The organism is Palleronia pontilimi, from assembly GCF_016412875.1.
Lineage (GTDB): Bacteria > Pseudomonadota > Alphaproteobacteria > Rhodobacterales > Rhodobacteraceae > Palleronia > Palleronia pontilimi.
Genome location: NZ_JAEKPD010000001.1, coordinates 195,318 through 221,606 on the forward strand (window position 1 = coordinate 195,318; position 26,289 = coordinate 221,606).

A 26,289-nucleotide genomic window follows, 5' to 3' on the forward strand; every position below is an offset into this window, starting at 1 on the left:
GGACGGCTCAAACACTAGCCCCGGGCGACCAGGCCCATCGTGTCCCGCAGCAGGCCCATCAGATCCCCGAAATACCCCTGCGAGCGCGCCGGTTGATCCGGGTTGGACGTGATCGCGACGACCAGTCCCAGGTCGGGCGCCACGCAGATGACCTGTCCGCCATAGCCGCGCGCCAGGGCGAACTGCGCCCCGCGCTCGACCCCCAGGAACCACCCCAGGCCGTAGCCCAGCCCCGACCAGGGCGAGCGCGTGCGCGTCGTCCACGAGTCCGCGACCCAATCCTGTCCGAACACGCGCGTGTCGCCGATGGCGCCGCCCTGGCGATACAACGCGCCGAAGCGCACCATGCCGCGCGGGCTCAGCGCCATCTGGTTGCCGCCCATGAAGCGGCCCTGCGGATCACGCGTCCAGGGCGGGATCTCGATGCCCAGGGGCGCGCCCAAACGTTGCCGGGCCTGGTCCAGCAGGGACAGCCCCGTCGCTTCGCTCAGCACTGCGCCCAGAACATGGGTCGAGCCCGTGGAATAGAGCATCCGTCCGCCCGGCGCGGCCACGAAGTCCCGGCCCAGCGCGTCGGCCACCCAGTTGCCGCTGGCGATCCACTGGCCGTAATTCGGCCCCGATGTCCGCTCGAGCCCCGCCTGCATGGACAGCAGGTTCTCGACGGTGATCCGGGCCACCTGCGGATCGGCCCCGTTCGGGATGAGGCCGGGCGCCACGTCGCCCAGCGTTGCCGCGACCGACGCGATCTCGCCCCGCTCGATGGCGCATCCGGTCAGTGCCGACACGATGGTCTTCGATACCGATTTGACGTTCACGGGCGTGTCCAGCGACGGCCCGGCGAAAACCCGCGAGACGACGTCTTCCCCGTCCACCGACACGATCAGCGACCGAAGCTGCTCGAACTCCGCCGCCCGGGCGACCAGCGCCTCGAAAGAACGTTCAAGCGCGCCGACCCGGCCCGCCAGGGGCCACGCGCACATCCCACCCAGAAGGGCCCGTCGACCGATCATGTCATGTCCCCCGCGACCCGCAGGACGATCTTGCCCATATGATCCGAGCTTTCCATGCGCGCATGGGCCTTGCTGGCCTCGGCCAGGGCGAATTCGCTGTCCATGATGGGCCGCACCTTGCCCGCCGCCAGAAGCGGCCAGACATGTTCGCGCAACGCGTCGGCGATTGCCGCCTTGGCGCCGTCGCTCTGGGGGCGCAGCGTGGATCCGGTGACCGTGAGCCGTCGCACCATCAGGGGCGCGAAGTTCAACTCAGCCTTGGCCCCGCCCAGAAACGCGATCTGGACCAACCGCCCGTCATCGGCCAGCGTCCTGATGTTGCGGGCAATATAGTCGCCGCCGACCATGTCCAGGATCAGGTCCGCGCCGCCTTCGGACCGCAGCACGTCGACGAAATCCTCGGTCTTGTAATTGATCGCCCGCTCCGCCCCGAGCTCGGCGCAAAACGCGCATTTCTCGTCCGTCCCGGCGGTCGTGAAGACCCGGGCGCCCCATTCGCGCGCCAGCTGGATCGCCGTGGTCCCGATCCCAGACGAGCCGCCATGCACGAGGAACCGCTCGCCGCCCCGCAGCCTGCCCCGGTCGAAGACATTGGTCCAGACGGTGAAATAGGTCTCGGGCAGGCACGCGGCCTCCTTCAGGCTCAAACCCTCGGGCACGGGCAGGCAATGCGCGCCCGGCGTGGTGACGTATTCCGCGTAGCCGCCGCCGGGCAGCAACCCGCAGACCCGGTCGCCCACGGACCAGCCCGCGCCTTCGCCCACCGCCACGACCTCGCCCGACGCTTCCAGCCCGGGCAGATCGCTTGCATCGGGTGGCGGCGCGTAATTGCCCGCACGCTGCAAGGCATCGGGCCGGTTGACCCCCGCCCAAGCCACGCGGATCAGCACGTCGCCCGCTTTGGGCCGCGGCACATCGCGCTCGGCTTGGACCAGCACCTCGGGTCCGCCATGTTGCGAAATTTCGACGATCTGCATCCGTTCGGGCACGTCCATCACGCGCCCCACCGGCCCGGCACGTCATCCCGCGCCACGCCCGACGGCTTGCGCACCTTCGACATCGCCCAGTTCGGCCCCGCCATCAGTGCCCGAAGCACCGGGTTGTTGTTGACCGCCGCCTTCGCCTTCTCGATCGACATCACGTCCTCGATCCGGCGATCCAGGAAGGCCCAGGTGTCCTGCGCGTCCATCGAATCGTCGCCCAGCCAGAACAGCACCGTCGACGCGTAAACCCCCGACAGGGTCGCGCGCTTGGTGTACCAGTCGATATCTTCCGACGTGTCGCCCAGGGCGGTCCAGATCCGGTCGGCCGTGCCCCAGATCGCCTTCGCTCCGTCCGCCGAATGCTGTGGCAGGGCGAAGAGCGTGGTGCCCCGCCGCACCGTCTCCTTGTCGTCGATCACCTCGATCCTCAGCCGCACCGCGCGCGCCACCCGGTCGCGGAACTTCAGGGCCGACAGGTCCTCGTCCTTCAGCCGCTCGAGCATCCGCTCGTCTCCGCGCGTGTGAAAGGCCAGCGCCATGTCCACGGGCCCCCGCGGGAACAGCGCACGGGCTTGCTCGATCGGAATGTCGGCATCCCGCGCGGCGGCCCGCAGCGTCGTCTCGCTACATCCGTCGAAGGGCACATGCATCATCGCCGCGTCGAGCAGCGCGTCTTTGGGGTCTGTCATAAAGGTCTCCACCATCAAGCGTTGCTGGACAAACTAGGCAGTCCCTGCTAAATCGCCACACTCCTGCACCTTTACCGAAACACAAACTTAGAAAGGTGGTGAAAACCACATGCAGGTTAGCGTTCGTGACAACAACGTCGATCAGGCGCTTCGCGCACTGAAGAAGAAACTCCAGCGTGAGGGTGTCTTTCGCGAAATGAAGCTCAAGCAGCATTTCGAGAAACCCTCGGAGAAGAAAGCGCGCGAAAAGGCCGAGGCCATTCGCCGTCAGCGCAAGCTGGCACGCAAGAAGGCCCAGCGCGAAGGCATGATGTAAATCATCGCCCCAGCAGCCTGAAACGCATCGACCCCCGGACCTACCGTTCGGGGGTTTTGCTTTGCAGCTTCACCTGTCTTCAAATACCTCCGCCGGAGGCACCGCGATTGGCGCAGCCAAGCGCAATAAAATCAGACGCGGCGCAGCCGCTCCTTTTTGCAAGAGACCCCGCATGGACCATTTCCTGTATCGCGACGGACAGCTCCACGCAGAAGACGTGCCCCTCGCCCAGATCGCCGATCAGGTCGGCACGCCCTTCTACTGCTACTCGTCCGCGACGCTGACCCGGCATTTCCAGCTCTTCGACGACGCGCTGCAGGGAATGGACCACTTGGTCTGCTTCGCCATGAAATCGCTGTCGAACGTCGCGGTGCTGAAACTGCTGGGCGATCTCGGCGCGGGTGTCGACGTGGTCTCGGGCGGCGAATACGCGCGTGCGCGCGCCGCGGGCATCCCGGGCGAGCGCATCGTGTTCTCCGGCGTCGGCAAGACGCGTGACGAAATGGCACAGACCCTCTCGGGCGGCATCCGCCAGTTCAACGTCGAATCCGAGCCCGAGTTGCAGGCCCTGTCCGACGTCGCGTCCGGCCTGGGGCTGACCGCGCCCATCACCCTGCGTGTCAATCCCGACGTCGACGCCCAGACCCACGAGAAGATCGCCACCGGGCGCAAGGAGGACAAGTTCGGCGTGCCCATTGCGCGCGCCCGCGAGATATACGCCCACGCCGCCGCCCTGCCCGGCATCAAGGTCATCGGCATCGACGTCCATATCGGCAGCCAGCTGACCTCGCTCGACCCGTTCGAAGCCGCCTACGCCAAGGTGGCCGACCTGACCCGCCAGCTGCGCGCCGACGGCCACGAGATCACGCGCCTGGACCTTGGCGGTGGGCTTGGCATCCCCTACGCCCGCGACAACCTTGCGCCGCCTTTGCCCAGCGATTACGGGGACTTGATCCGCCGCACCGTCGGCGATCTGGACTGCGAGATCGAGATCGAGCCGGGCCGCCTGATCTCGGGCAACGCAGGCGTCCTGGTGTCCAGGGTGATTTACGTGAAAGAGGGCGAAGGCCGCACCTTCCTGATCCTCGACGCGGCCATGAACGACCTGTTGCGCCCCGCCATGTACGGCGCGCATCACGACGTGGTCCCGCTGGTCGAGCCGCCCGCGGGCATCCCCTACGCGCCCGTCGATATCGTCGGTCCGGTCTGCGAATCGGGCGACACCTTCGCCAAGGCCCGCCCCATGCCGCCGCTGAAGCCCGGCGACCTGGTCGCCTTCCGCAGCGCGGGGGCCTACGGCGCGGTCATGGCCAGCGAATACAATTCGCGCCCGCTGGTCCCCGAGGTGCTGGTTCAAGCCGATCACAGCGCTGTCATTCGCGCCCGGCCCACGTTTGACGATATGATCAAACGCGATATCATCCCTGACTGGCTCTGACGGCGACCCGCATCCGCCTGCAGCGCTTTCACCGACAGGCCCCGCGCCCGTCCTGCTCCGGAGCGTCATGCCCCCCACCGACCGCCTGCCAGACACCGCGAAACGCGGATTGCGCCGACCGCTCTTCCTGACGCGCCTCGGCCTGCTGGCCGAACGGGCGACGCGCAGCTTCTGGCCGCTCTGGAGCGTGCTGCTGCTGGGGCTGGCCGCCCTGATGCTCGGCCTGCACGAAAGCGTTCCGCTGGAAGTGTTCTGGGCCGTCTCGCTGGCGCTGATCCTGGGCGGTCTCTGGGCGCTGGTCCGGGGCATCCGCAGCTTTCGCTGGCCGACCCAGACCGACGCGCTGATCCGGCTGGACGAATCGCTGCCGGGCCGCCCGATCACCGCGCTGACCGACGCGCAGGCGATCGGCGGCGCGGACGCCCAATCCCGCGCCATCTGGCAGGCTCACCTCCTGCGCATGTCCGCCCGCATCCGCGCCGCCCGCGCGGTCGAGCCGGATCTGCGCGTGGCCGCGCGCGACCCCTTCGCGCTGCGCTACGTGGCGCTGCTGGCCTTCGCGACCGCGCTCTTGTTCGGCTCGATCCTGCGCGTGGGCACCGTGTCCGAGATGACGCAAGGCGGCGGCCAGGCCATGGCGTCGGGGCCAAGCTGGGAAGGCTGGATCGAGCCGCCCGCCTATACCGGCCTGCCGTCGCTCTACCTGGCCGACCTGCCCGCGGGCCAGGTCGAGGTGCCCGAGGGCGCCAACGTCACCTTGCGTCTTTATGGCGAGGTGGGCGACCTGACGGTCTCCGAAACCGTCTCGGCCGCCGTCGGCGATCCCGGCAGCGCCAGCGCCACCGTGCAGAATTTCCGCGTGGCACAGGCCGGCGACATCTCGATCGACGGGCCCGGCGGGCGCAGCTTCGACATCACCCTTCTGCCCGACGCGCCGCCGGCGATTTCCGTGCCCGAGACGCCCGAGCGTGGCGAAGGCGGCGAGTTCCGGCAGCCCTTCAATGCCTCGGACGATTACGGCGTCGCCTCGGGCAATGTCGAAATCGCGCTGGACCTGGATCGGGTCGACCGCAGCTATGGCCTTGCCACCCCGCCTGACCCGCGCGAGCCGCTGATCGTCGATCTGCCGCTGCCCATCAGCGGCGACCGCTCGGACTTCTCCGGCACCCTGATCGAGAACTTCAGCCAGCACCCCTGGGCCAACCTGCCCGTAACGCTGACCTATCGCGTCACCGACGAGCTCGGCCAGGAAGGCGCGTCCGAAACGCTGCCGCAAACCCTTGTGGGACTGCGCTACTTCAACCCCATGGCCAAGGCCGTGATTGAGCAACGCCGCGACCTGCTGTGGTCGCGCGACAATGCGGGCCGCGTGGCGCAGATCCTGCGCGCCGTGTCGTGGCGCCCCGAAGACGCCTTCCCGTCCCAGACGCTCTACCTGCGGCTGCGCGTCGCCATCCGGCGGCTCGAAGCGGGGGCAGACGTCACGCCGCTCAGCGCCGAGCGGCAGGAAGAAATCGCCGCGGCGCTCTGGGACATCGCGCAAGAGCTGGAATACGGCGACCTCGCCAGCGCGCTCGACCGCCTGCGCCGGGCCCAGGAACGCCTGTCCGAGGCCATCGAGAACGGCGCCGACCCCGCCGAGATCGCCGAGCTGATGCAGGAATTGCGCGAGGCGACGCAGGACTACATCCGCCAACTGGCCCAGCAGAACCAGGGGCAGGACCAGCAGCAGGCCCAGAACGGCGAAAGCCAGGAAATCACCGGCGACCAGCTGCAGGAAATGATGGACCGCATCCAGGAGCTGATGGAACAGGGCCGCATGGCCGAAGCCCAGGCGCTTCTGGAACAGCTCAACCGCATGATGGAGAACATGCAGGTCACCCAGGGCCAGGGCGGTGAGCCAAGCCCCGGCGAGCAGGCGATGCAGGACATGCAACAGGCGCTGCGCGACCAGCAGGACCTCAGTGACGAGGCCTTCCGCGATCTGCAGGAGCAATTCGGCCAACAAGGCCAGCAGGGCCAGCAACAACCCGGCCAGCAGGGCCAGCAAGGACAACAACAGGGCCAGCAACCCGGTCAGGGCCAGCAGCAGGGCCAAGGTCAGCAGCAGGGCCAGGGACAGGGGCAGCAGCCGGGACAACAGGGTCAGGGCGGACAGCAGGACCTGGGCGAAAGCCTGGCCGACCGCCAACAGGCCTTGCGCGACGAGCTGAACCGCCAGCGCGGCAACCTGCCGGGTGCCGGGACTGAGGCGGGCGATACAGCCCGCGACGCGCTGGACCGCGCGGGCCGCGCCATGGATGGCGCCGAAGAGGATCTGCGCGACCGCGACTACGCAGGCGCGCTCGACAACCAGTCCGAGGCGATGGAAGCCCTGCGCGAAGGCATGCGCGCGCTCGGCGAAGCCCTGGCGCAGGAGCAACAGCAGCAGCAGGGCCAGGGCCAGGCGCAAAGCCAAGGCGACCCCCAGGGCCGCGGCCGCGATCCGCTGGGACGCGAGGCTGGCCAGAACGGGCAACTGGGATCTGACGAGCAGATGCTGGGCCAGGAAGACATCTATCGCCGGGCCGAAGAACTACTGGACGAAATCCGCCGCCGCTCTGGCGACCAGGCCCGCCCGGAAGCCGAACGCGACTACCTGCGCCGCCTGCTGGACCGGTTCTGACGCACCAGAAGCCCGCGCGCCCAAACAGACGCGATGTTGGCACCACCGCCCCCATCTTTGTTCTTAAAGATATCCCGGCGCAGCGCCTGCCCGCACGCGCGCCATCCCAGCGGAGCGCTAGTCGTGGAAGATCCCCGCCGCGCGGCCCAGGAGCATGAACGCACGGGCCGAGCGGGTTTCGCTCCATGCCGCCACTTGCGCGTCCGTGGCCCCGGGCTCGAGATCGGCGAAAGTGTGATCGAACAGCCGCAGGAAGTGGTGCACCGCATCGCGGAAGATCGTGTCCTGGCGCATGCGCGCGACGCACAGGTCTTCGGCCTCTTCGTCGCGGATGCCGCCCACGCGCGCGACAGCGGCGCCGCGCTCTCCTTGCGCGAATCGCCGCCACAGCTCGACGCTGGCCCGGTCCGGCGTCAGATCGTCCATGTAAAGCCCATCCTGGCTGAGCAGCGTCAAAACATCCTGCGCCGCCGTCACCAGCTGCGCCGCGCGGTGGTCCCGCAGGGCGACGCGCAGCGCGTCGAACCCTTCGGCGTCGTGCTGGTCCGATGGAAATTCCAGCGCCCGGATGAAGGTATCGAGCGGCACGTTCGGCCCTTCGCTGGGCGACGTGAGACCCAGTTCGGGGGTTTTCTCGGCCTCGCTTTCGTCGGTTTGGACGGGATCGGGCGCGTCCGCGATATCCGCATCCTGCCCGTTCGCGTGGTCGGCGCGCCGCTCGTCCACCGGATCGGGGCGGGATGCCATGGCTTCGATCAGGTGGGCCCGTTCGGCCAGCCACATTTCAAGCTCGTCCAACCGCGCGCGGATTTCGTCCAGCGACCCGCCCAGCGCCTGAACATCGGCCTTCAGATCGGGATCGGGGCCGGGCACCGGCGTGACGCTCGCGCGGTGCGCGGTCAGCTCGGCGCGCAGGGCGCGGACCTGTGCGGCTTGCGTAACCATCGCCAACGCCACCGACACCGACGCGATCAGCGCGATGGGCCCGACGACCGCGATAACGATCATCACCGCGGGCAGGATGCTCAGACCCTCGCCTTCGCCGCGCCCGGCAAGCAGGAAGAAGGCCACCACCAGCACCAGCCAGGCCGCCGACAGCGCCAGCCCGATGCTGACGGCATTGCGCGATTTGCGCGGCTGCGATGATGGGGTCGTGTCGCTCATGCGAACCTTTCGGCGAAGGGACTGCGCCCCCCGGGGCCTAACGATATTCGACGCTCAGGATTTCGTAGGACTTCACGCCACCCGGCGTGCGCACTTCGACGCTGTCGCCTTCGTCCTTGCCGATCAGCGCCCGCGCCAGCGGCGACTTGATGTTCAGCTTACCCTTTTCAAGGTTCGCCTCGGGCTCGCCCACGATCTGATAGAGCTTTTCGTCGTCGGTATCCTCGTCCACCAGCTTCACATGCGCGCCGAACTTGATCGAGCCGGACATCTTGGACGTGTCGATCACGTCGGCCAGCGACAGGATGCCCTCGATTTCCTTGACGCGGCCCTCGATGAAGGACTGCTTTTCCTTGGCCGAATGGTATTCCGCGTTCTCCGACAGATCGCCATGCTCGCGCGCTTCGGCGATGGCACGGATGATCGCCGGGCGCTCGACAGACTTCAGCTGCTTCAGCTCTGCGTTCAGCTCGGTATGACCGGCACGGGTAAGGGCGATTTTTTCCATGGAAGGCACGTTTCTACTCAGAGAGACATTTGAAAAGTTGGGATCGGTTAGGCCAAGGGGATGCGCCAAAGTCAAGCGGACGTTGGCAGTCGGGCGGCGATCGGGCGTCACGCTACGCTGTGTCACAATTGACCCCGGCGTCCCATTGCCGATACCACGTCGCAAACCTCAGCGATGAAGGAAAGAGCATGTCCGAGCCTACCCGCGAAGCGATGGAATACGATGTGGTCATCGTGGGCGCCGGTCCCGCGGGCCTTTCGGCGGCGATCCGCCTGAAGCAGCTCGACCCCGAGCGGTCGGTCGTGGTTCTGGAAAAGGGATCGGAAGTGGGCGCGCATATCCTGTCGGGCGCGGTCCTGGACCCGTGCGGTCTGGACGCGCTGATCCCCGACTGGAAGGACAAGGGCGCGCCGCTGAACACGCCCGTGACATCCGACAAGTTCTTCTACTTGGGCGAGTCCGGCAAGGTCGGCATTCCGACGCAGGTGATGCCGCCGCTGATGAACAACCACGGCAACTACATCGTGTCTATGGGCAATGTCTGCCGCTGGATGGCCGAACAGGCCGAAGAACTGGGCGTCGAGATTTTCCCCGGCATGGCCTGCTCCGAGCTGGTCTATGCCGAGGACGGATCGGTCAAGGGCGTCGTCGCGGGCGAATTCGGCATCTCGCCCGACGGCACCAAGGGCGACGGTTACGAGCCCGGCATGGAGCTGCACGGCAAATACGTCCTGCTGGGCGAAGGCGTGCGCGGGTCACTGTCCAAACAGGTGATCGAGAAATTCGCGCTCGATGCCGATGCGGACGTGCAGAAATACGGGCTCGGCATGAAAGAGCTGTGGGAAATCGACCCCGAGAAGCACAAGGAAGGCACCGTCGTGCACACCATGGGCTGGCCGCTGGGCAAGTCCGCGGGCGGCGGGTCGTTCATCTATCACCTGGACAACAACCAGGTCTACGTGGGCTTCGTGGTGCACCTGGGCTATGCCAATCCGCATGTGAACCCCTACCTGGCGTTCCAGCAATTCAAGCATCACCCTTACGTCAAGGACCTGCTGGCGGGCGGCAAGCGCATCAGCTACGGCGCGCGGGCGATCTCGGAAGGCGGCTACCAGTCGCTGCCCAAGACGGCCTTTCCGGGCGGCGCGCTTCTGGGGTGTGCGGCGGGCATGGTCAACGTGCCGCGCATCAAGGGCAATCACAATGCCATGCTGTCGGGCAAGGCCGCGGCCGAGGCCGCCCACGCCGCGCTCGAGGCGGGCCGCACGTCCGACACGCTGGACGATTACGCCAAGGAAGTCGTCGAGGGCCCGATCGGCCAGGATCTGAAGAAGGTGCGCAACGTCAAGCCGCTCTGGTCCAAGCACGGTCTCATGGCGTCGCTGATGGTCGGCGGCTTCGATATGTGGACGAACACGCTGGGCTTTTCTCTGCTGGGCACGCTGAAGCACGGCAAGACCGACGCCGCCGCCACCGAGCCTGCGTCCAAGCACAAGGTCATCAACTATCCCAAACCCGACGGGAAGCTCAGCTTCGACCGTCTGACCAATGTCAGCTTCTCCAACACCAACCACGACGAAAACCAGCCCGCGCACCTGAAGCTGAAGGACCCGAAGGTGCCGGTCGCGGTGAACCTGCCGAAATACGCGGGCCTGTCCCAGCGATACTGCCCGGCGGGCGTCTACGAGTTCGTGAAGGACGAAAAGACAGGCGAAGACCGCTTCGTGATCAACTTCCAGAACTGCGTCCACTGCAAGACCTGCGACATCAAGGATCCGTCGCAGAACATCGTCTGGACCACGCCCCAGGGCGGTGACGGGCCGAATTACCCCAACATGTGAGCGATGGCGGATTTGGCGGCGCGAATTGTCGCCTTCCGACCGGCTGCGCGCGAATTTGTGCACCCGGATTCATTGCTTCGCGCCCTCGGCATGGCTACCTTTCGCGGTAACGCAAACGCGAAAGGCAGCCCATGCTCCGTCCGCTCCTTCTTTCCGCCGCACTGACCCTTTCGGCCCAGGCGGGCCAAGCCGACATCAATCCCGGCGCCTATCTGGCGGGACGCCAGGCGCAGATGGTCAACGACTACTCGGAAGCCGCGCGTTACCTGACCCAGGCGATGCTGCGCGACCCCAACAACACGGCCCTTCTGGAACAGCTGGCCGGGGCGTTCATCTCGCTCGGGGAATTCGACCGCGCTGACACCATCGCGCTGAAACTGACGCAATCCGGCGGCACGTCGCAACTGGCGACCCTGGCCGTGCTCGTCACCCAGGCGCAGCAGGGCAACTGGTCCGAGATCCTTTCCGACCTCGATGCGGGCCTGTCGGTGGGGCCGCTGTTCGACGGTCTGGCGAAGGCCTGGTCGCTTCTGGGCGATGGCCAGACCGATGCGGCACTGGAAGCATTCGACAGCATCGCCGCCGAGCAGGGCCTGGTCGCGTTCGGCACCTACCACAAGGCGCTGGCACTGGCGTCGCTGGGACGCTTCGACGAAGCCGATGCAGCCCTTTCCGGCCCCGACCTCGGGCTGACCCGCCGCGGGATCGTTGCCCACGCGCAGATCCTCAGCCAGTTGGGACGGTTCGACGACGCGGCGGCAAAGCTGGCCGCGGGCTTCGGCGGCGGCACGCTTGACGCGCCCTTGCAAGCGCTGCAATCCGCGATCGAGGCCGAGGAGCCGCTGGAGTTCACGATCGTGCAGGATGCGACCGACGGCATCGCCGAGGTCGCATTCGACATCGCCAACGTGCTGATCGGCGAATCCGCGCCCGCCTACACGCTGATCTACGCCCGCGCCGCGACCTATCTGCGCCCCGAGCACACCGAGGCGATCCTGATGAGCGCGGCCCTGCTGGACGAGCTCGAGCAATTCGACCTTGCCATCGACGCCTTCACCGCGATCCCGTCCGACGATCCGGCCCATATCGCGGCCGAGATCGGACGCGCCGAGATCCTGCAGAAATCGGACCGGGCCGAAGTCGGCATCGAAGTCCTGCGCCAACTGGCCAGTGAAAATCCCGACCTGCCGATGGTGCAAAACGCGTTCGGCGACGCGCTGCGCGACCAGTCCGACTACGCGGGGGCCAACAAGGCCTATACCGCCGCCCTTGCCAATCTGGACGCCGATGTGCGCGACCGCTGGGTGCTGTATTTCGCCCGCGCCGTGACCTTCGAGCGGCTGGGCGAATGGGACAAGGCCGAAGCCGATTTCCGCCAATCGCTGGAAATCAACCCCGACAGCCCGTCGGTCCTGAACTACCTCGGCTACTCTCTCCTGGAACGCGGCGAGAAGCTGGACGAAGCCCTGTCGCTCATCGAACAGGCCGTCGCCGCACGGCCGAATTCCGGCTTCATCGTCGACAGCCTCGGCTGGGGGCTCTACCGCCTGGGACGCTTCCAGGAAGCCGTCGAGCCCATGGAAAAAGCGGTGGCGCTGATGCCCGTCGATCCGGTGGTCAACGACCATCTGGGCGATGTCTACTGGACGGTCGGCCGCAAGCTGGAAGCCCGCTTCCAGTGGCAGCGCGCCCTCAGTTTCGTGGACAACGACGAGAACGGCGAGGTCAAGCCCGAACGGATTCGCCGCAAGCTCGAAGTCGGGCTCGACCAGGTGATCGCCGAGGAAGATGGCACACCGCAGGTCGCCAATGACGGCGGCTGACGGGCGCTTCTTCGCGCCCGCCAAGGTCAACCTCGCGCTGCATGTCACCGGCCAGCGCGCCGATGGCTACCACCTCCTGTCCTCGCTCGTGGCTTTTGCCGATATCGGCGATTGGGTGACGGCCCGTCCCGCCGCCGAATGGGCGCTGAGCGTGAACGGCCCGCTGGCGAAAGGCGTTCCGACGGGACCGGACAACCTGATCCTGAAGGCCGCGCGTGCGACCCAAGGCCCACCCGCCGCGTTCACGCTGGAAAAGCACCTGCCAATGCAGGCCGGGATCGGCGGCGGCAGCGCGGATGCCGCCGCGGCCCTGCGGGCGCTGCGGGCCATGGACGGCCGCCCCCTGCCAGATGGTCCCGCCGCGATCGGCGCCGACCTGCCGGTCTGCCTGCACGGCCGGGCGGCTCTGATGACCGGGATCGGTGACATCGTGACGCCCGTGGACCCGCTGCCGCCGCTCCACGCCGTGCTGGTCAATCCCGGCGTGGCCGTGGCGACGCCCGCGGTGTTCGCGGCCCTGGCGCAGAAGGACAACGCCCCCCTCTCAGATCTCCCGGACGATGCCGGGACCGACGAACTGATCGGCTGGCTTGCCTCACAGCGTAACGACCTTGAAGCGCTTGCGCGCAGCATCGCCCCCGCGATCGGTGTCGCGCTCGCGCGACTGTCCGCGACCCCGGGCTGCGCGCTGGCCCGCATGTCCGGCAGCGGCGCGACCTGCTTCGGCCTCTACCGCTCCGCGCCCGAGGCAAGGGATGCGGCCACAACGCTCACCGCTGCGCATCCCGACTGGTGGATCAGGCAGACGTCGCTCGCCTGAACGCGCCACCCTGCCCCATCTTTGTTCTTGAAAATATCCCGGCGCGACGGAGCCGCCCCGAGCGCGCTCACCGGATCCGCGCCACGACGTAATCCGCAAGATCCATCAGCATCTGCCGCAGATCCGACTGGGGCAGGACACTCAACGCCTCTTTCGCCGTGTCGGACCAGTCAAGCGCCGTGCGGCGCGTGCTCTCCAGCGCGCCGTGCGTCTCGAGCAATTCGTAGGCCCGGTCCAGGTCGCCCTCGCCCTGCTTGCCGCGCCCGATGGTCTGAACCCAGAAGGTATATTCTTCGCCTTTCGCCGACGCGACCGCGCGGATGATCGGCAGGGTCATCTTGCGCTCGCGGAAATCGTCGCCGAAGCCCTTGCCGGTCTCGTCCCCGCGCTGCCAGTCCAGCAGGTCGTCCACCATCTGGAACGCGATTCCCAGCGCGTCGCCGTAGCGGTGCAGGGCCTGCACCAGGTCCAGCCGCGCCCCCGCGATCACGCCGCCCACTTCGGTCGCCGCGGAAAACAACGCCGCCGTCTTGCCGCGCACGATCTTCAGATAGGTCTCTTCGCTGGTCGCGAGATCACTCATGGCGGTCAGCTGCAACACCTCGCCCTCGGCGATCGTCGCCGCCGCGTTGGCCAGGATGTCCAGCACCCGCATGGATCCCGTCTCGACCATCAGCTGGAACGACCGCGCGAACAGGTAATCGCCCACCAGCACGCTGGACTTGTTGTCCCACAGCAGGTTCGCCGTGGGCCGACCGCGCCGCTGACCGCTTTCGTCCACCACGTCGTCATGCAGCAGCGTGGCCGTGTGGATGAACTCGACCGTCGCCGCGAGATGCACGTCGTAGGGCCCCATGTAGCCGTTCATCCGGGCTGCGGCGATGGTCAGCATGGGCCGGATCCGCTTGCCGCCGGCACCTATAAGGTGGTCGCTGACTTCCGGAATGCGCGGCGCGTGCTCGCTGGCCATGCGGGCGCGGATCAGCGCGTCGACCTCGGCCAACGGCTCGGACAGCGCGGCGGCCAGTCGCTCGTGGGGTTTTGCCTGCGCGTCCATGACACCTCCGGCTGCTCGACAAGGGGGCGGGGCCTGCGTATCTGGGACCCCATGAAAGAGCTCATGCGCAGCAGCGACCCGACAACCATCGCCTTCGCCAAGGTCCTGCTCACCGGCGAGGGGATAGAGTGCTTTGAGCTCGACGTCCATATGAGCGTGCTGGAAGGCAGCATCGGCATTTTGCCGCGCCGCCTGATGGTCGCAGACCGCGATCATTTCCGCGCCCGCGCGGTGCTCAGCGACAACGATATTGACTTCGGACACTGACACGACCTGCGACGCCTTCCTGGGCGGTCGCCTGACGCTGCGCCAGCCGCGTCGCGGGTACCGCGCCGGGGTCGACCCGATCCTGCTGGCCGCCAGCGTCGACGCGCGCCCCGGTCAATCGGTGCTCGAGTTAGGCTGCGGCGTCGGTGCCGCACTGTTTGCACTGGCCACGCGCGTGCCCTCGCTCGACCTGACCGGGGTGGAACTGCAACCCGCCTACGCCGATCTTGCCCGGACCAACGCCGCCGCGAACAAATTTTCGGCGAAAATTTTGACCGCCGACCTGACCGACCTGCCCCCGGACATCCGCCAGCGGCGCTTCGACCATGTCATCGCCAACCCGCCCTATTACCGGCCGCAGACGGGCACATCGCCCGCCGCCACCGACCGCGCCATCGCCCATCGCGAAGCCACGCCCCTGGCGGAATGGGTCGCCACCGGTGCGCGCAGGCTGAAACCGCGTGGCACGCTCAGCGTGATACAACGCGCCGATCGCCTGACCGATCTTCTGGGTGCGATGGATACGCATCTGGGCTCGATCACCATGACCGCGCTGCATCCGCGCCCGGGGCGCGCTGCATCGCTTGTCATCGTGAAGGCCATCAAGGGCGGTCGCGGGGCGCTGACATTGGCACCACCCCTCTTCATGCACCGGGGCGACACCCACCTGTCCGATGGGGATGACTACACGGATGCGATACGCGCAGTGCTCAGGGACGCAGCAGCCCTGCCTACCGGTCCCTAATATTGCGCGGCATTTTATCAATACCCCTCCAGATCAGGTGACAAACGCGCGATTCTGTGCCTCAATCGAGGGACGACCAACTTATAGGAGGACGACGATGGCTTTGAGTTCGCATGTGCAGGAACTGAAGAAGAAACATCAACACCTCTCGGATGAAGTCGAATTGGCGCAACGCAGCCCAGGCACCGACCATCTGAAGATTGCGGACCTCAAGAAGCGAAAACTTCGCCTGAAAGAGCAAATCGAACGTCTGAGCCACTAGGCTCGACCAACCCGGCGCTGGCGGATGCGCCAGCGCCCCATGGCGCGAAGACCGCCGCGGCCCGCCTGTAGGGCACCTCGCACCGATATTCTCCAGAAAGTCTCGGCCCTCGGTTCAAGCGACCGCGCATCTATGACCGCTGAGGTCGCGAAAAGGGCGCCGGTTCGCACCGACGCCCCGCTGAGCTTCAATCGAAAGCGCGTCAGATCATGTATTGGCCGCCATTGGCCGAGATCGTCGAGCCCGTGATGAACCCCGCGTCGTCGCTGCACAGGAACCGCACGCAGCGCGCGATCTCTTCGGGCTCGCCCAGGCGACCCACCGGGATGCCGCCCACGATCTGCTCCATCACCTTTTCGGGGATCGTGCTCATCATGTCGGTGTTGATGTAGCCAGGCGCCACCACATTCACGGTGATGCCCTTGCTGGCGCCTTCCTGGGCCAGCGACTTGGTGAAGCCGATGTCACCCGCCTTCGCGGCGGCGTAATTGGCTTGGGCGAACTGGCCCTTCTGACCGTTGATCGAACTGATCGTCACGATCCGCCCGAAGCCGCGCTCCCGCATCCCGACCCAGACATTGTGGGTCATGTTGAAGACGCCGGTCAGGTTGGTGTTGATCACCTGGCTCCACTGCTCGGGTTTCATCTTGTGGAAGGGTGCGTCGCGGGTGATGCCCGCGTTGTTGACGAGAATGTCGACATTGCCATGCTCGCTTTCGATCTTGGCGATCCCGTCCTTGCAGGCCTCGTAATCGCCGGTATCCCACTTGTAGGTCGGGATGCCCGTCTCGTCGGTGAAGGCCTTGGCCGCCTCGTCATTGCCGCCATACGTCGCGGCCACGGTATTGCCCGCGTCTTTGAGCGCCTTGGCGATGGCCGCCCCGATCCCGCGGGTTCCCCCCGTCACGATTGCTACACGTCCCATGATGTCTCCTCCTCTGTTGGTTCCGTCTCAGTCGTTCATAAGCCCATCCGCCAGGAAGCGGCGGGCGTCCTCTTCCCCCTGCCGCCACGTGTCGCGCAGCTTTTCGGGGTCGGTGAAGTCGATCTTGTCCGCCGCGACGCTTTCGGACGGGCACACATACACGCGCCCCTCGACCTGAGGTATGTCGCGGAAGCGCTTTGTCAGCAAAATAAGCGAGCGTCCTTGGTCGGGCACCGGCATCGGCGCCTGGTCGACCATGCCGGCATCGACCGCGGGCTTGCCGCCCCACAGCGGCGGCTCGAAGGCGGGCGGGATCGTCGCCGCCGCGCAGATCAGGTCGACGATCTTTCCGTCGCGGGCAGCCTTGTTGGCATCGACAAGTTCGCCCGTCAGGCCGAAATTCTCGGCCCATTTCAGGTGCGGGTTGGACCGGATCACCGTGTCCGCCTCGTAGACCAGCGTCATCGCGGCGCCGCTGAGCTTGGCCCACCTGCCCGATGGCGGGCGGGCGATCAGGATTTGCATCTGCGGCCCTTCCGCGATCTGCCGCAGGGCCTGCGGGTCGCCGATGCTGCTTTCGACGATTTTGCGATACATGCGCTGGTGGGGCGAGTTGCCGTCCTCGTCGTCGAAGGGCTCGTGCAGCGGAATGTTGCGATCGTGGGCGGCGAAGACCTCGCACATGTGATCCCGAATGGCCTGGCCGCGCCGGGTCATGAAACCGCAACAGGTCAGCGCACCGCCCGACAGGCCCGAGATCCGCGCAGGCTCGATCGGGATCTCGTTGCGGAGCACGTCGATGAAGCCGCCCTGCCACAGGCAGCGCGTGCCCCCGCCCGAGAACACGATCTGATCGAAGAATGTTTTGCTGCCCACTATCTAGGCCCGCCGCGCCGGACAGATCCGGCGCGGCGTATCCCGTCAGGGACGCTCGACGCACATGGCGACGCCCATGCCGCCGCCGATGCACAGCGTCGCGAGGCCTTTCTTCGCGTCCCGCTTCTTCATCTCGTAGAGCAGCGTGTTGAAAATCCGCGCGCCAGATGCCCCGATGGGGTGGCCGATGGCGATCGACCCACCGTTCACGTTCACGACGTTCGGATCCCAGCCCATGTCCTTGTTCACGGCACAGGCCTGCGCGGCGAAGGCTTCATTCGCCTCGACCAGGTCCAGATCCTCGGCCTTCCAGCCCGCCATTTCCAGCGCCTTGCGCGACGAGCCGATGGGCCCGGTGCCCATGATGGACGGGTCCAGACCGACGGTCGCGTAGCTGACGATGCGCGCCAGCGGCTCGATGCCGCGCTTCTCGGCCTCGTCCGCCTGCATCAGCAGCACGCCCGCGGCGCCATCGTTGATGCCCGACGCGTTGCCAGCGGTCACGCTGCCGTCCTTGGTGAAGGCGGGGCGCAGCTTGGCCATACCCTCCATGGTCGCGCCTTCGCGGATATGCTCGTCCTTGTCGACGACCGTATCGCCCTTGCGGGTCGACACGGTGAAGGCCACGATTTCATCCTGGAACCGCCCTTCGGCGCGCGCCTTCTCGGCGTTGTTGTGGCTGCGCGTGGCGAATTCGTCCTGCTGTTCGCGGCTGATCTGCCACTTCTCGGCGACGTTTTCGGCGGTCTGACCCATGTGGTAGCCGTTGAACGCATCCCACAGGCCGTCGCGGATCATGCTGTCGATGAACTTCATGTCGCCCATCTTGTGACCCTGGCGCAGGTTGGCCACATGGGGGCTCATGGACATATTTTCCTGTCCGCCCGCGGCGACGATCTTCGCGTCGCCCAGCTGGATGTGCTGGGCGCCCAGCGCGATGGCGCGCAGGCCGGATCCGCAGACCTGGTTGATGCCCCAGGCCGCCGCTTCGATGGGAAGGCCCGCGTTGATATGCGCCTGGCGGGCGGGGTTCTGGCCCTGACCGGCGGTCAGCACCTGGCCCAGGATCGTCTCGGAGACCTCGGACTTGTCGATACCTGCACGCGCGACGATTTCTTCCAGAACCTTGGCGCCCAGGTCATGGGCGGGGACATTGGCGAACGATCCGTTGAACGTGCCCACGGCAGTTCGAGCGGCAGAGGCGATTACGACGTTGGTCATTGGGCTCCCTTTCAGTGACTAAGCCTGAAAACTAGGCATATCACGGACAATGGCAACCAAGTGACCCCCCGTCGTGCAGAATTATCTTCCCCGACGGAAGCGGGATCGCTACCCGACCTGGCTTTCCTGTTCGCACGGTTCCCACCGGGGCCGGATGGTGGGTGCACCGAAATAATAGCCCTGCAGGCAATCCACGTCGATGTCGTGCAGCATTTCGGCATCGCGGGCCGATTCGACCTGTTCGGCGATCGTGACCATGTCGAAATGGCGCCCGATCGAGACGATGGCCTTGACCAGCGCCTGGTTGTCGGGGCTGTCTGCGATGCCCCGGATGAACTGCCCGTCGATCTTGAGAATGTCGAAGTACAGGTCCTTCAGATAGCGCATGGACGTGTAGCCGGACCCGAAATCGTCGATGGCGAAGCTCACGCCCCGGCGCTGGTAGGTGTCGATGAATTCGCCCACCGCTTGCGGAACGGTGATCGCCGAGCTTTCCGTGATCTCGAGGATCAGCCGCTCGCCGATCGTCGGGTCGGCCAGCAACCCGCGGTCGAGCGCATCCAGCCACGGCGTGTAGCCGATGGAGCGTGCCGACAGATTGATGGACAAGCGCAGCTTGGGGCGCTGGCGCAGGGTTTCGAGCCCGTATTTGATCGACAGGCAATCAATCCGGCGGCCAAGCTCGCGCTCTTCGACATGGCTGATGAAGTCCTTGGCGGGAATGATCCGGCCACTGTCGTCAAGAAGGCGGATCAGCCCTTCGTAGAATGCTGGCCTGTCGTGCCTGCCCGATGGCACGATGGGCTGGAAGGCGAGCATGACGTTGTCGTCCGCGACCGCACGTTCGACCATCTTGATGACATCGCGATCGCGGGCCTGGATCGCGACGCTCAGCGGATCGGCCAGGGCAGCGCCTGGGGTCGATAGCAGCGAATCGGCGGGAAGGCTGTCGAAACTCATGGGGAACTCCATCCGGGACATGGGCAACCTGACCCCCTTCCGCTAATAAGTCGTAAAATGGACAATTCGCGCTGAATTAGCCGGATTGTCCCGGAAAACGGAGCATAGCATGGGCGAACGGTGTGATTGGTGCGGCGACGACCCGCTCTATGTCGCCTATCACGACACCGAGTGGGGCGTGCCGGAATACGACAGCCGCGCGCTGTGGGAAAAGCTGGTGCTGGACGGCTTCCAGGCGGGCCTGAGCTGGATCACCATTCTGAAAAAGCGGGACAATTTCCGGGCGGCCTTCGACGGCTTCGACCCGAACACGATCGCCCGGTGGGGCGAGCGGGACGTGCAGCGCCTGCTCGGCGACGCGGGCATCGTGCGCCATCGCGGCAAGATCGAGGCCACGATCAAGAACGCGCGCGCCTGGCAGGGCATCGAGGCGCAGGGAAGCTTTTCGGATTACCTGTGGGACTTCGTCGACGGCAGGCCCGTGCAGAATCGCTTTCGGACCATGGCCGAGGTGCCGCCCGAAACACCGCTGTCGCGCCGGATCTCGAAGGATCTGAAGCAGCGTGGCTTCAGCTTTTGCGGCCCCACGATCGTCTATGCGTTCATGCAGGCCAGCGGCTTTTTCAACGACCACCTGACCCATTGCATGCGCCACGCGCAGGTCAAGGCGATGGCCTAGCCGTCGGCCATCACCGCGCGCAACAGCTGCTTCGCCTCGTCGCTGTCCCACTTGGCATCGCCCGTCAGGCGCGCGATCTCTTCGCCCGCGGGGTTCAGCAGGACCGTGATCGGCAGCGCGGCGACGGCCATTTGGGACGACAGCGCGCGGTCCGGATCCAGCAGGATCGGCAGATCGTCGATGTCGTGCTCGGCGTAGAACGACTCGATCGCCGGCAGCGCGTTGCGCCAGACCGCAAGGGTGACCACCTCGAATTCGTCGCCCCCAAGCTCTCCCTGCAGTGCATCCAGGGCGGGCATCTCTTCGCGGCAGGGCGAGCACCAGAGCGCCCAGAAATTCACGAGCACGTGCTTGCCTGCATAGTCGGCCAGGCTGTATTCGGTGCCGTCCGCGTCGAAAAAGACGGCATCGCTGACCGGCCGCGGCTCGGCGTGGAAGTTCAGCTTTCGCATGTCGCCTTCGCGCATGGCGTTCCAGGCGGCAGGGTCCGCGTTTGCGAACGAGGCAAGGCCCAGATAAAGGGCGAGGGTCAGGAACTTCATATGACCTCCAAGGGGCACGACATGGCCGACAAAACTTCCAATGCGATGTGGGGCGGGCGCTTTTCCGAAGGCCCCGACGCGATCATGGAGGCGATCAACGCCTCGATCGGGTTCGACCAGCGGTTGGCGGCGCAAGACATCGCGGGCTCGCGCGCCCATGCCGCCATGTTGGCAGCGCAGGGCATCATCACGTCTAAAGACGCGGACGCGATCCGGGAAGGCCTGCTCACCGTGTTGTCAGAGATTGAAACGGGATCCTTCCCGTTCTCGGCGGCGCTGGAAGACATCCACATGAATGTGGAAGCGCGCCTCAAAGAGCTGATCGGCGAGGCCGCGGGCCGCCTGCATACCGGCCGGTCGCGCAACGACCAGGTGGCGACCGATTTCCGCCTGTGGGTGCGCGACCAGTGCGACGCGGCGATGGACGGGCTCGGCGCGCTGCAAACAGCACTTGTAGACCAGGCCGAGGCGGGCGCGGATTGGGTCATGCCCGGCTTCACGCACCTGCAAACGGCCCAGCCCGTGACCTGGGGCCACCACATGCTGGCCTATGTGGAGATGTTCGGCCGTGATCGCGCGCGCCTGTCCGACGCGCGCACCCGGATGAACGATTCGCCCCTGGGCGCCGCGGCGCTGGCGGGCACGTCCTATCCCATCGACCGCGATGCCACCGCCCATGCCTTGGGCTTCGACCGGCCCTGCGCCAATTCGCTCGACGCGGTGTCGGACCGCGACTTCGCGCTCGAGTTCCTGTCGGCCGCCTCGATCTGCGCCATGCACCTGAGCCGCCTGGCCGAAGAGCTGGTGATCTGGTCCTCGGCCCAGTTCCGCTTCGTGGCCCTGTCGGACCGCTGGACCACAGGCTCTTCCATCATGCCGCAGAAGAAGAACCCCGACGCCGCCGAGCTGCTGCGCGCCAAGATCGGCCGCATCTTCGGCGCGCAGACGGCGCTGCTGATGGTGATGAAGGGGCTGCCGCTGGCCTATTCCAAGGACATGCAGGAGGACAAGGAACAGGTCTTCGACGCGGCCGACAGCCTGATGCTGGCGCTGGCGGCGATGACCGGCATGGTGGGCGACATGCAGGCCAACCGCGACGCGCTGCGCGCGGCCGCGGCGCACGGATTTTCCACGGCGACGGACCTGGCCGATTGGCTGACGCGCGAGGCAGGTCTGCCGTTCCGCGACGCCCACCACGTCACCGGATCACTGGTGGCGCTGGCCGAAAAGCGCGGCTGCGACCTGCCGGACCTCAGCCTTGCCGACATGCAGGCCGCGCACCCCGCCATCACCCAGGACGTGTTCACGGTGCTGGGCGTCGACAATTCCGTGGCCTCGCGCACGTCCTATGGCGGCACCGCGCCCGACAATGTGCGCGATCAGGTCGCACGCTGGCGCAAACGCCTGTCCGAATCGTCGCCGCACGCCTAACCTGCGACCATTCCCGAAACGGAGACCACCGAGATGATCCGCATCGCCGCCCTTGCCGCGCTGTTGCTCGCCGCCGCCTGCGGCGCCAGCGGCCCGCCCGAACCGTTCGACACCGAACCCGAGCGCGAGCTGGGCATCGAGATTTCCGGCACCGCCGAAATCGGCATCACCGGCGGTGGCTTCTGATGCGCTGGCTGTTCCTGGCCCTCGCCGTCTGGGGCGCGATCCATCCGATGTACTGGTTCCTGGGCTACATGGCCGACGGCAACTCGCTCGGGCAACTCATCGACGCGTGGTACGTGAACGCATCGACCACGGGGCTGGTCTGGGACCTGACCATCGCCGCCATCGCCCTGACGGTCTGGGTGATCTGGGAGACCATGGAACGCCGCGCCTGGCTGAACCTGGTCGCGATCCCCGCCACGTTCTGCATCGGCGTCAGCTGTGGCCTGCCGCTTTACATCTTTCTGCGCAGCCGTCCGAGGACCTGAGCCAGCCCACCGCGAGCCGCGCGTCTCCATCTTTGTTCTTGAAAATATCCCGGCGCGCGGGTGACGCCCGTGCGCCGGTTCGCCCCTAAACCGGGATCGCCGTCGTCTCGCGCACCCGCCTGAGCGCGAAACTCGATTGCATTTGCGCGACCCCGGGCAGCCGCGCCAGATACTGGCGGTGCAGTTGGGCGAAATCCTCGGTATCGCGCACGACGACCTTCAGCAGGTAATCCGCCGATCCGGCCATCAGGTGACATTCCAGGACCTCGGGGATGCGGGCAACCGCCGCCTCGAACGTGTCCAGCACCTCGTCGGCCTGGCCTGACAGGGTGATCTCGACGAAGGCCGTGGTGCCCCGGGCGAGCAGCGCGCGATCCAGCAACGCCACGTAGCCCGCGATGACCCCCGCTTTTTCCAGCCGCGCCACACGTCTGTGGCAGGCCGAAGGCGACAGCGCCACCCGCTCGCTCAGGTCCGCATTGCTCAGGCGACCCTGTTCCTGCAGCAGGGCCAGGATTCGACGATCCAACGCGTCGATTTCGATCATGCGCACGATCCTTCGAGTATTCTTTCATCTGATGCAAGATACGTCTCCATACTGGCAAGATCACGCACCAGATTTCAAGCCATTTGCGCCCGGATCAGGCTATGTTCGGGCAACGAGTATTCAACAGGAGCGATCACCATGCGCATCGGCTGCCCCACCGAAATCAAGGCCCAAGAATTCCGCGTCGGTCTGACCCCCAACGCGGCCCGCGAGGCAGTGGACCACGGCCACGAGGTGCTGGTCCAATCCGGTGCCGGTATCGGTGCGGGGTTCTCTGACCAAGATTACCTCGACGCGGGCGCAACGCTTGCCGATACCGCCCAGCAGGTCTTCGAGACTGCGGACATGATCGTGAAAGTGAAAGAGCCCCAGGCCCAGGAACGCGCCATGCTGCGCGAGGGCCAATTGCTGTTCACCTACCTTCACCTGGCCCCCGATCCCGCGCAGACCGACGACCTGGTGAAGTCCGGTGCCACCTGCATCGCCTACGAGACCGTGACCGACGCCCGCGGTGGCCTGCCGCTGCTCGCCCCCATGTCCGAAGTCGCCGGGCGTCTTGCCCCGCAGATGGGCGCCTGGACGCTGCAGAAGGCCAATGGCGGGCGCGGCGTGCTGATGGGCGGCATCCCCGGTGTCACGCCCGCATCGGTGGCCGTCATCGGCGGTGGCGTCGTGGGCACCCACGCCGCCCGCATCGCGGCGGGCATGGGCGCGGATGTCACCGTTCTGGATCGCTCGCTGCCGCGCATGCGGCAACTGGACGAGCTTTTCGGCCGCGATTTCAACACCCGCTTCGCGTCGAAGGGCAACATTGCCGAGGTCATCACCGAAGCCGACATGGTGATCGGCGCGGTCCTGATCCCCGGTGCCGCCGCGCCAAAGCTGGTGACCCGCGACATGCTGGGCACGATGAAGCCGGGCGCTGTACTGGTGGACGTGGCCATCGACCAGGGCGGCTGCTTCGAGACGTCGAAAGCCACCACCCACCAGGACCCGATCTACGAAGTCGACGGCATCATGCATTACTGCGTGGCCAACATGCCGGGCGCCGTGGCGCGGTCGTCCACCATCGGGCTGGGCAATGCGACCATGCCCTTCATGCTCGCGCTGGCCGACAAGGGCTGGAAGCAGGCCTGCAAGGACGACCCCCACCTGGCCGAGGGCCTGAACGTCCACGCGGGCCAGATCACCAACAAGCCGGTGGCCGAAGCGCTGAAGCGGGATCACACGCCGCTGGATCAGGTCCTGGCCTGATTGGCCTTCAGGTTATCCCCGACGCGAAAGCCGTCGGGGATGCCGTCCCGCCCCTCGAGCACGAGATCGGCCATCACCCGCGCCACCTCGGGCGCCACGCCGAAGCCAATCTTGAAGCCGCCATTGGCCACGAAATGCCCCGCGCGCCCCGGCCAGGCACCCAAGATCGGCGCGCGCGACCGCGCACGCGGCCGGATCCCCGCCCAACGCTGAAGCACCGGGGCATCTGCCAGCGCGGGCACCGCGGCGCGCGCGTCCGTCAACAATGCGTCCAGCAGTCCGTCACATGCCGTCCCGTCGTCGAAGACACGCTCGGTGGTTGAACCCACGGCCACCGTCCCGTCCGCGTGGGGGACGACGTGCAGTCCGCCGACGAAAAGCTGGGGCCGATCCCGCCAGTCCAGATCAAGCAGCACTGCCTGCCCCTTGATGCCTTGGCCCACCGTCTGGCCGAAATCCTCGGACAGGTCCCGCAACCCGTCCGCCCCGGTCGCCCAGATGACCTGCCCGCGATCCGTGCCCTCGGCCAGGACGGGCACCCCCACCGCCTCGAGAGCACACACCAGCGCGTCACAGGCCCGGCGGGGATGGATCCGACCGCTCAGGGTGTCGTGGATCATCCAGGGGCCGATATGAGCCAGGGCGCCTTCCGACGGCACCACGTCCCAGACCGCGCGCCCCTCCCACAGCTGGGCCGCGCTTTGACCGCGGGCCCGCGCAAGGTTCAGACCGTCGATGGACACTGGCTGCAGGCGGCCCAGTCGCCCGTAGCCCGAAGACATCCCTCCCGCATCCTCGATCTCGGCCCAGAACCGCTCGGCCGCCAGCAAAGCGCGCAACTGGAACGCCTTCTTGGGGTTCCAGTTTTCCGGCACGTGCGGCGCCAGCGCGCCGACGACCCCGCCGGATGCCCCCGCGCCCGGCCCGTGCGGATCGATCACCTGCACCCGCGCGCCGCGCTGCGCGCAGGCCCAGGCGATGCCCAGTCCGAACACCCCCGCTCCGCGCACCGTCACATCCATGGCATGGCCCCTTCCACGATCCCGCAACCTCAGCTACGCCGGATCGGCAACCGCCAGCAAGGCCGCGACCATGCCCGATCCAGACCTCGACTGGCGCGACGACGTGCCCGTGTCGACGCGCTACGACGATCCCTATTTCTCGCTTGCGGGCGGGCTGGACGAGACGCGCCACGTCTTTCTGGACGGCAACGACCTGCCCGCCCGCTTCACGCCGGGCTTCCAGATCGCCGAACTGGGCTTCGGCACCGGGCTCAACGCCCTCGCAGCATGGGAGGCATGGCGCGCGTCGGGCCAAACCAAGCCGCTGCGCTTCACCAGCTTCGAGGCCCACCCGATCCCCGCCAACGCCATGGCCCGCGCGCTATCGGCCTTTCCCAAGCTGCAAGACTCCGCAGCCCAGCTGACCGACGCCTGGGCCAACGGCGCGCGCGAGATCCATCTTCCCGGCCTGCATCTCAGCGTCGTCGAAGGCCCCGCCGAGGACACGCTGCCCGCCTGGCCGGGGCGGGCGGATGCCTGGTTTCTCGACGGCTTCTCGCCCGCCAAGAACCCCGCGCTCTGGTCGCCCGAACTGCTGCAGCACGTCGCCCAGCACACGAATCCGGGCGGAACCGCGGCCACCTACACCGCCGCGGGACATGTCCGCCGCGCCCTCGCCGCCGCGGGCTTCACCGTCACCCGCCATCCCGGCTTCGGACGCAAACGTCACATGACGCGCGCCCGCCTGCCGGGCTGAGCGGACCATCCCCA

General features: G+C 66.8%; 28 protein-coding genes. 15 read left to right on the plus strand and 13 right to left on the minus strand.

All coding sequences use genetic code 11. The features are described from left to right. Positions 1-14: 14 nt before the first annotated feature. Genes ILP92_RS01000 through ILP92_RS01010 form a run of 3 tightly spaced genes read right to left on the minus strand, consistent with a single transcriptional unit; the run spans position 15 to position 2,685 of the window. On the minus strand, positions 15-1,013 hold the full coding sequence (locus ILP92_RS01000) for a serine hydrolase domain-containing protein (RefSeq protein ID WP_235970949.1): 999 nt from the start codon (positions 1,011-1,013) through the stop codon (positions 15-17). Further along, positions 1,010-2,008, minus strand: a complete 999-nt coding sequence (locus ILP92_RS01005; RefSeq protein WP_235970951.1) for an NAD(P)H-quinone oxidoreductase — start codon at positions 2,006-2,008, stop codon at positions 1,010-1,012. Before ILP92_RS01005 ends, ILP92_RS01000 begins: the two co-directional genes overlap by 4 nt. After that, positions 2,008-2,685: a COQ9 family protein gene (locus ILP92_RS01010; RefSeq protein WP_235970971.1), complete on the minus strand. Its 678-nt coding sequence runs from the start codon at positions 2,683-2,685 to the stop codon at positions 2,008-2,010. The genes ILP92_RS01005 and ILP92_RS01010 overlap by 1 nt, the downstream gene beginning before the upstream one ends. 109 nt (positions 2,686-2,794) lie before the next feature. On the opposite strand from ILP92_RS01010, the gene rpsU reads away from it, so the two are divergent. The 3 genes from rpsU (at position 2,795) to ILP92_RS01025 (ending at position 7,104) form a co-directional block, all read left to right on the plus strand. Continuing rightward, positions 2,795-3,001 carry a 30S ribosomal protein S21 gene (rpsU, locus tag ILP92_RS01015; RefSeq protein ID WP_007426337.1) on the plus strand — a complete coding sequence of 69 codons (207 nt, stop codon included), beginning with the start codon at positions 2,795-2,797 and terminating at the stop codon, positions 2,999-3,001. 172 nt (positions 3,002-3,173) lie between these two features. Next, complete coding sequence (gene lysA, locus ILP92_RS01020; RefSeq protein WP_198914505.1) at positions 3,174-4,439, plus strand: diaminopimelate decarboxylase; 1,266 nt, start codon at positions 3,174-3,176, stop codon at positions 4,437-4,439. Positions 4,440-4,506: 67 nt separating this feature from the next. Then, positions 4,507-7,104, plus strand: a complete 2,598-nt coding sequence (locus ILP92_RS01025; protein ID WP_198914506.1) for a TIGR02302 family protein — start codon at positions 4,507-4,509, stop codon at positions 7,102-7,104. A gap of 117 nt (positions 7,105-7,221) precedes the next feature. Here the strand turns inward: ILP92_RS01025 and ILP92_RS01030 are convergent, their stop codons facing one another. Together ILP92_RS01030 and greA are read right to left on the minus strand one after the other, a co-directional pair. Next, positions 7,222-8,268, minus strand: a complete 1,047-nt coding sequence (locus tag ILP92_RS01030; RefSeq protein ID WP_198914507.1) for a hypothetical protein — start codon at positions 8,266-8,268, stop codon at positions 7,222-7,224. Positions 8,269-8,305: 37 nt separating this feature from the next. After that, the gene (greA, locus tag ILP92_RS01035; protein WP_198914508.1) at positions 8,306-8,776 is read right to left on the minus strand and encodes a transcription elongation factor GreA; all 471 of its coding nucleotides are present in this window, start codon (positions 8,774-8,776) and stop codon (positions 8,306-8,308) included. 188 nt (positions 8,777-8,964) lie between these two features. Between greA and ILP92_RS01040 the strand changes: the two genes are divergently transcribed. From ILP92_RS01040 to ILP92_RS01050, 3 genes are all read left to right on the plus strand, one after another. Further along, positions 8,965-10,617 carry an electron transfer flavoprotein-ubiquinone oxidoreductase gene (locus ILP92_RS01040; protein WP_198914509.1) on the plus strand — a complete coding sequence of 551 codons (1,653 nt, stop codon included), beginning with the start codon at positions 8,965-8,967 and terminating at the stop codon, positions 10,615-10,617. A 131-nt stretch (positions 10,618-10,748) separates the two neighbouring features. Then, positions 10,749-12,440, plus strand: coding sequence for a tetratricopeptide repeat protein (locus ILP92_RS01045; protein ID WP_198914510.1), 1,692 nt, complete (start codon positions 10,749-10,751; stop codon positions 12,438-12,440). Beyond that, complete coding sequence (locus tag ILP92_RS01050; protein ID WP_198914511.1) at positions 12,427-13,260, plus strand: 4-(cytidine 5'-diphospho)-2-C-methyl-D-erythritol kinase; 834 nt, start codon at positions 12,427-12,429, stop codon at positions 13,258-13,260. The genes ILP92_RS01045 and ILP92_RS01050 overlap by 14 nt, the downstream gene beginning before the upstream one ends. A 67-nt stretch (positions 13,261-13,327) precedes the next feature. Here ILP92_RS01050 and ILP92_RS01055 read toward each other — a convergent pair whose 3' ends face one another. Continuing rightward, positions 13,328-14,317, minus strand: coding sequence for a polyprenyl synthetase family protein (locus ILP92_RS01055; protein WP_198914512.1), 990 nt, complete (start codon positions 14,315-14,317; stop codon positions 13,328-13,330). 51 nt (positions 14,318-14,368) lie between these two features. On the opposite strand from ILP92_RS01055, the gene ILP92_RS01060 reads away from it, so the two are divergent. The 3 genes from ILP92_RS01060 to ILP92_RS01070 all read left to right on the plus strand — a co-directional run bounded on the left by ILP92_RS01060 (position 14,369) and on the right by ILP92_RS01070 (position 15,591). Further along, positions 14,369-14,584, plus strand: a complete 216-nt coding sequence (locus tag ILP92_RS01060; protein WP_198914513.1) for a putative signal transducing protein — start codon at positions 14,369-14,371, stop codon at positions 14,582-14,584. Further along, positions 14,568-15,329, plus strand: a complete 762-nt coding sequence (locus tag ILP92_RS01065; protein ID WP_198914514.1) for a tRNA1(Val) (adenine(37)-N6)-methyltransferase — start codon at positions 14,568-14,570, stop codon at positions 15,327-15,329. The genes ILP92_RS01060 and ILP92_RS01065 overlap by 17 nt, the downstream gene beginning before the upstream one ends. A gap of 97 nt (positions 15,330-15,426) precedes the next feature. After that, a complete protein-coding gene (locus ILP92_RS01070; protein WP_198914515.1) occupies positions 15,427-15,591 on the plus strand; it encodes a YdcH family protein in 165 nt (54 codons plus the stop codon). A 202-nt stretch (positions 15,592-15,793) separates the two neighbouring features. On the opposite strand, the gene phbB is transcribed toward ILP92_RS01070, so the two are convergent. The 4 genes from phbB to ILP92_RS01090 form a co-directional block, all read right to left on the minus strand. Further along, positions 15,794-16,516: an acetoacetyl-CoA reductase gene (gene phbB, locus ILP92_RS01075; protein WP_198914516.1), complete on the minus strand. Its 723-nt coding sequence runs from the start codon at positions 16,514-16,516 to the stop codon at positions 15,794-15,796. A 27-nt stretch (positions 16,517-16,543) separates the two neighbouring features. Further along, entirely contained in the window at positions 16,544-17,392 is an 849-nt protein-coding gene (locus ILP92_RS01080; protein ID WP_368667818.1) for a patatin-like phospholipase family protein, read from the minus strand. Between the two features lie 45 nt (positions 17,393-17,437). After that, a complete protein-coding gene (locus ILP92_RS01085) occupies positions 17,438-18,613 on the minus strand; it encodes an acetyl-CoA C-acetyltransferase (protein ID WP_198914517.1) in 1,176 nt (391 codons plus the stop codon). A 108-nt stretch (positions 18,614-18,721) separates the two neighbouring features. Further along, complete coding sequence (locus ILP92_RS01090; protein ID WP_198914518.1) at positions 18,722-19,573, minus strand: EAL domain-containing protein; 852 nt, start codon at positions 19,571-19,573, stop codon at positions 18,722-18,724. Between the two features lie 109 nt (positions 19,574-19,682). On the opposite strand from ILP92_RS01090, the gene ILP92_RS01095 reads away from it, so the two are divergent. Next, entirely contained in the window at positions 19,683-20,252 is a 570-nt protein-coding gene (locus ILP92_RS01095; RefSeq protein ID WP_198914519.1) for a DNA-3-methyladenine glycosylase I, read from the plus strand. On the opposite strand, the gene ILP92_RS01100 is transcribed toward ILP92_RS01095, so the two are convergent. Next, positions 20,249-20,794, minus strand: a complete 546-nt coding sequence (locus ILP92_RS01100) for a TlpA disulfide reductase family protein (RefSeq protein WP_198914520.1) — start codon at positions 20,792-20,794, stop codon at positions 20,249-20,251. The two genes, ILP92_RS01095 and ILP92_RS01100, sit on opposite strands and share 4 nt — an antisense overlap. A gap of 21 nt (positions 20,795-20,815) precedes the next feature. Here ILP92_RS01100 and argH point away from each other — a divergent pair, with 21 nt between their 5' ends. The 3 genes from argH to ILP92_RS01115 are packed head-to-tail and all read left to right on the plus strand — an operon-like array spanning position 20,816 to position 22,716. Beyond that, positions 20,816-22,225: an argininosuccinate lyase gene (gene argH, locus ILP92_RS01105; RefSeq protein WP_198914521.1), complete on the plus strand. Its 1,410-nt coding sequence runs from the start codon at positions 20,816-20,818 to the stop codon at positions 22,223-22,225. Positions 22,226-22,258: 33 nt separating this feature from the next. Continuing rightward, the gene (locus tag ILP92_RS01110; protein ID WP_198914522.1) at positions 22,259-22,411 is read left to right on the plus strand and encodes a hypothetical protein; all 153 of its coding nucleotides are present in this window, start codon (positions 22,259-22,261) and stop codon (positions 22,409-22,411) included. After that, entirely contained in the window at positions 22,411-22,716 is a 306-nt protein-coding gene (locus ILP92_RS01115) for a DUF2834 domain-containing protein (RefSeq protein WP_198914523.1), read from the plus strand. Before ILP92_RS01110 ends, ILP92_RS01115 begins: the two co-directional genes overlap by 1 nt. 85 nt (positions 22,717-22,801) lie before the next feature. On the opposite strand, the gene ILP92_RS01120 is transcribed toward ILP92_RS01115, so the two are convergent. Further along, the gene (locus ILP92_RS01120) at positions 22,802-23,260 is read right to left on the minus strand and encodes an Lrp/AsnC family transcriptional regulator (RefSeq protein WP_198914855.1); all 459 of its coding nucleotides are present in this window, start codon (positions 23,258-23,260) and stop codon (positions 22,802-22,804) included. A gap of 141 nt (positions 23,261-23,401) precedes the next feature. Here ILP92_RS01120 and ald point away from each other — a divergent pair, with 141 nt between their 5' ends. Continuing rightward, complete coding sequence (gene ald, locus ILP92_RS01125; RefSeq protein ID WP_198914524.1) at positions 23,402-24,517, plus strand: alanine dehydrogenase; 1,116 nt, start codon at positions 23,402-23,404, stop codon at positions 24,515-24,517. On the opposite strand, the gene ILP92_RS01130 is transcribed toward ald, so the two are convergent. Next, on the minus strand, positions 24,502-25,539 hold the full coding sequence (locus ILP92_RS01130) for an NAD(P)/FAD-dependent oxidoreductase (protein WP_198914525.1): 1,038 nt from the start codon (positions 25,537-25,539) through the stop codon (positions 24,502-24,504). The genes ald and ILP92_RS01130 overlap by 16 nt on opposite strands. A gap of 70 nt (positions 25,540-25,609) precedes the next feature. Between ILP92_RS01130 and mnmC2 the strand changes: the two genes are divergently transcribed. After that, entirely contained in the window at positions 25,610-26,275 is a 666-nt protein-coding gene (gene mnmC2, locus ILP92_RS01135) for a tRNA (5-methylaminomethyl-2-thiouridine)(34)-methyltransferase MnmC2 (RefSeq protein ID WP_198914526.1), read from the plus strand. Positions 26,276-26,289: the final 14 nt, after the last annotated feature.

Excerpts from the sequence above, each read along its gene's own strand:
- ILP92_RS01000 (WP_235970949.1), bottom strand. The coding sequence starts at position 1,013 with ATGATCGGTCGACGGGCCCTTCTGGGTGGGATGTGCGCGTGGCCCCTG.
- ILP92_RS01005 (WP_235970951.1), bottom strand. The coding sequence starts at position 2,008 with ATGGACGTGCCCGAACGGATGCAGATCGTCGAAATTTCGCAACATGGC.
- ILP92_RS01010 (WP_235970971.1), bottom strand. The coding sequence starts at position 2,685 with ATGACAGACCCCAAAGACGCGCTGCTCGACGCGGCGATGATGCATGTG.
- rpsU (WP_007426337.1), top strand. The coding sequence starts at position 2,795 with ATGCAGGTTAGCGTTCGTGACAACAACGTCGATCAGGCGCTTCGCGCA.
- lysA (WP_198914505.1), top strand. The coding sequence starts at position 3,174 with ATGGACCATTTCCTGTATCGCGACGGACAGCTCCACGCAGAAGACGTG.
- ILP92_RS01025 (WP_198914506.1), top strand. The coding sequence starts at position 4,507 with ATGCCCCCCACCGACCGCCTGCCAGACACCGCGAAACGCGGATTGCGC.
- ILP92_RS01030 (WP_198914507.1), bottom strand. The coding sequence starts at position 8,268 with ATGAGCGACACGACCCCATCATCGCAGCCGCGCAAATCGCGCAATGCC.
- greA (WP_198914508.1), bottom strand. The coding sequence starts at position 8,776 with ATGGAAAAAATCGCCCTTACCCGTGCCGGTCATACCGAGCTGAACGCA.
- ILP92_RS01040 (WP_198914509.1), top strand. The coding sequence starts at position 8,965 with ATGTCCGAGCCTACCCGCGAAGCGATGGAATACGATGTGGTCATCGTG.
- ILP92_RS01045 (WP_198914510.1), top strand. The coding sequence starts at position 10,749 with ATGCTCCGTCCGCTCCTTCTTTCCGCCGCACTGACCCTTTCGGCCCAG.
- ILP92_RS01050 (WP_198914511.1), top strand. The coding sequence starts at position 12,427 with ATGACGGCGGCTGACGGGCGCTTCTTCGCGCCCGCCAAGGTCAACCTC.
- ILP92_RS01055 (WP_198914512.1), bottom strand. The coding sequence starts at position 14,317 with ATGGACGCGCAGGCAAAACCCCACGAGCGACTGGCCGCCGCGCTGTCC.
- ILP92_RS01060 (WP_198914513.1), top strand. The coding sequence starts at position 14,369 with ATGAAAGAGCTCATGCGCAGCAGCGACCCGACAACCATCGCCTTCGCC.
- ILP92_RS01070 (WP_198914515.1), top strand. The coding sequence starts at position 15,427 with ATGGCTTTGAGTTCGCATGTGCAGGAACTGAAGAAGAAACATCAACAC.
- phbB (WP_198914516.1), bottom strand. The coding sequence starts at position 16,516 with ATGGGACGTGTAGCAATCGTGACGGGGGGAACCCGCGGGATCGGGGCG.
- ILP92_RS01085 (WP_198914517.1), bottom strand. The coding sequence starts at position 18,613 with ATGACCAACGTCGTAATCGCCTCTGCCGCTCGAACTGCCGTGGGCACG.
- ILP92_RS01090 (WP_198914518.1), bottom strand. The coding sequence starts at position 19,573 with ATGAGTTTCGACAGCCTTCCCGCCGATTCGCTGCTATCGACCCCAGGC.
- ILP92_RS01095 (WP_198914519.1), top strand. The coding sequence starts at position 19,683 with ATGGGCGAACGGTGTGATTGGTGCGGCGACGACCCGCTCTATGTCGCC.
- ILP92_RS01100 (WP_198914520.1), bottom strand. The coding sequence starts at position 20,794 with ATGAAGTTCCTGACCCTCGCCCTTTATCTGGGCCTTGCCTCGTTCGCA.
- argH (WP_198914521.1), top strand. The coding sequence starts at position 20,816 with ATGGCCGACAAAACTTCCAATGCGATGTGGGGCGGGCGCTTTTCCGAA.
- ILP92_RS01110 (WP_198914522.1), top strand. The coding sequence starts at position 22,259 with ATGATCCGCATCGCCGCCCTTGCCGCGCTGTTGCTCGCCGCCGCCTGC.
- ILP92_RS01115 (WP_198914523.1), top strand. The coding sequence starts at position 22,411 with ATGCGCTGGCTGTTCCTGGCCCTCGCCGTCTGGGGCGCGATCCATCCG.
- ald (WP_198914524.1), top strand. The coding sequence starts at position 23,402 with ATGCGCATCGGCTGCCCCACCGAAATCAAGGCCCAAGAATTCCGCGTC.
- ILP92_RS01130 (WP_198914525.1), bottom strand. The coding sequence starts at position 25,539 with ATGGATGTGACGGTGCGCGGAGCGGGGGTGTTCGGACTGGGCATCGCC.
- mnmC2 (WP_198914526.1), top strand. The coding sequence starts at position 25,610 with ATGCCCGATCCAGACCTCGACTGGCGCGACGACGTGCCCGTGTCGACG.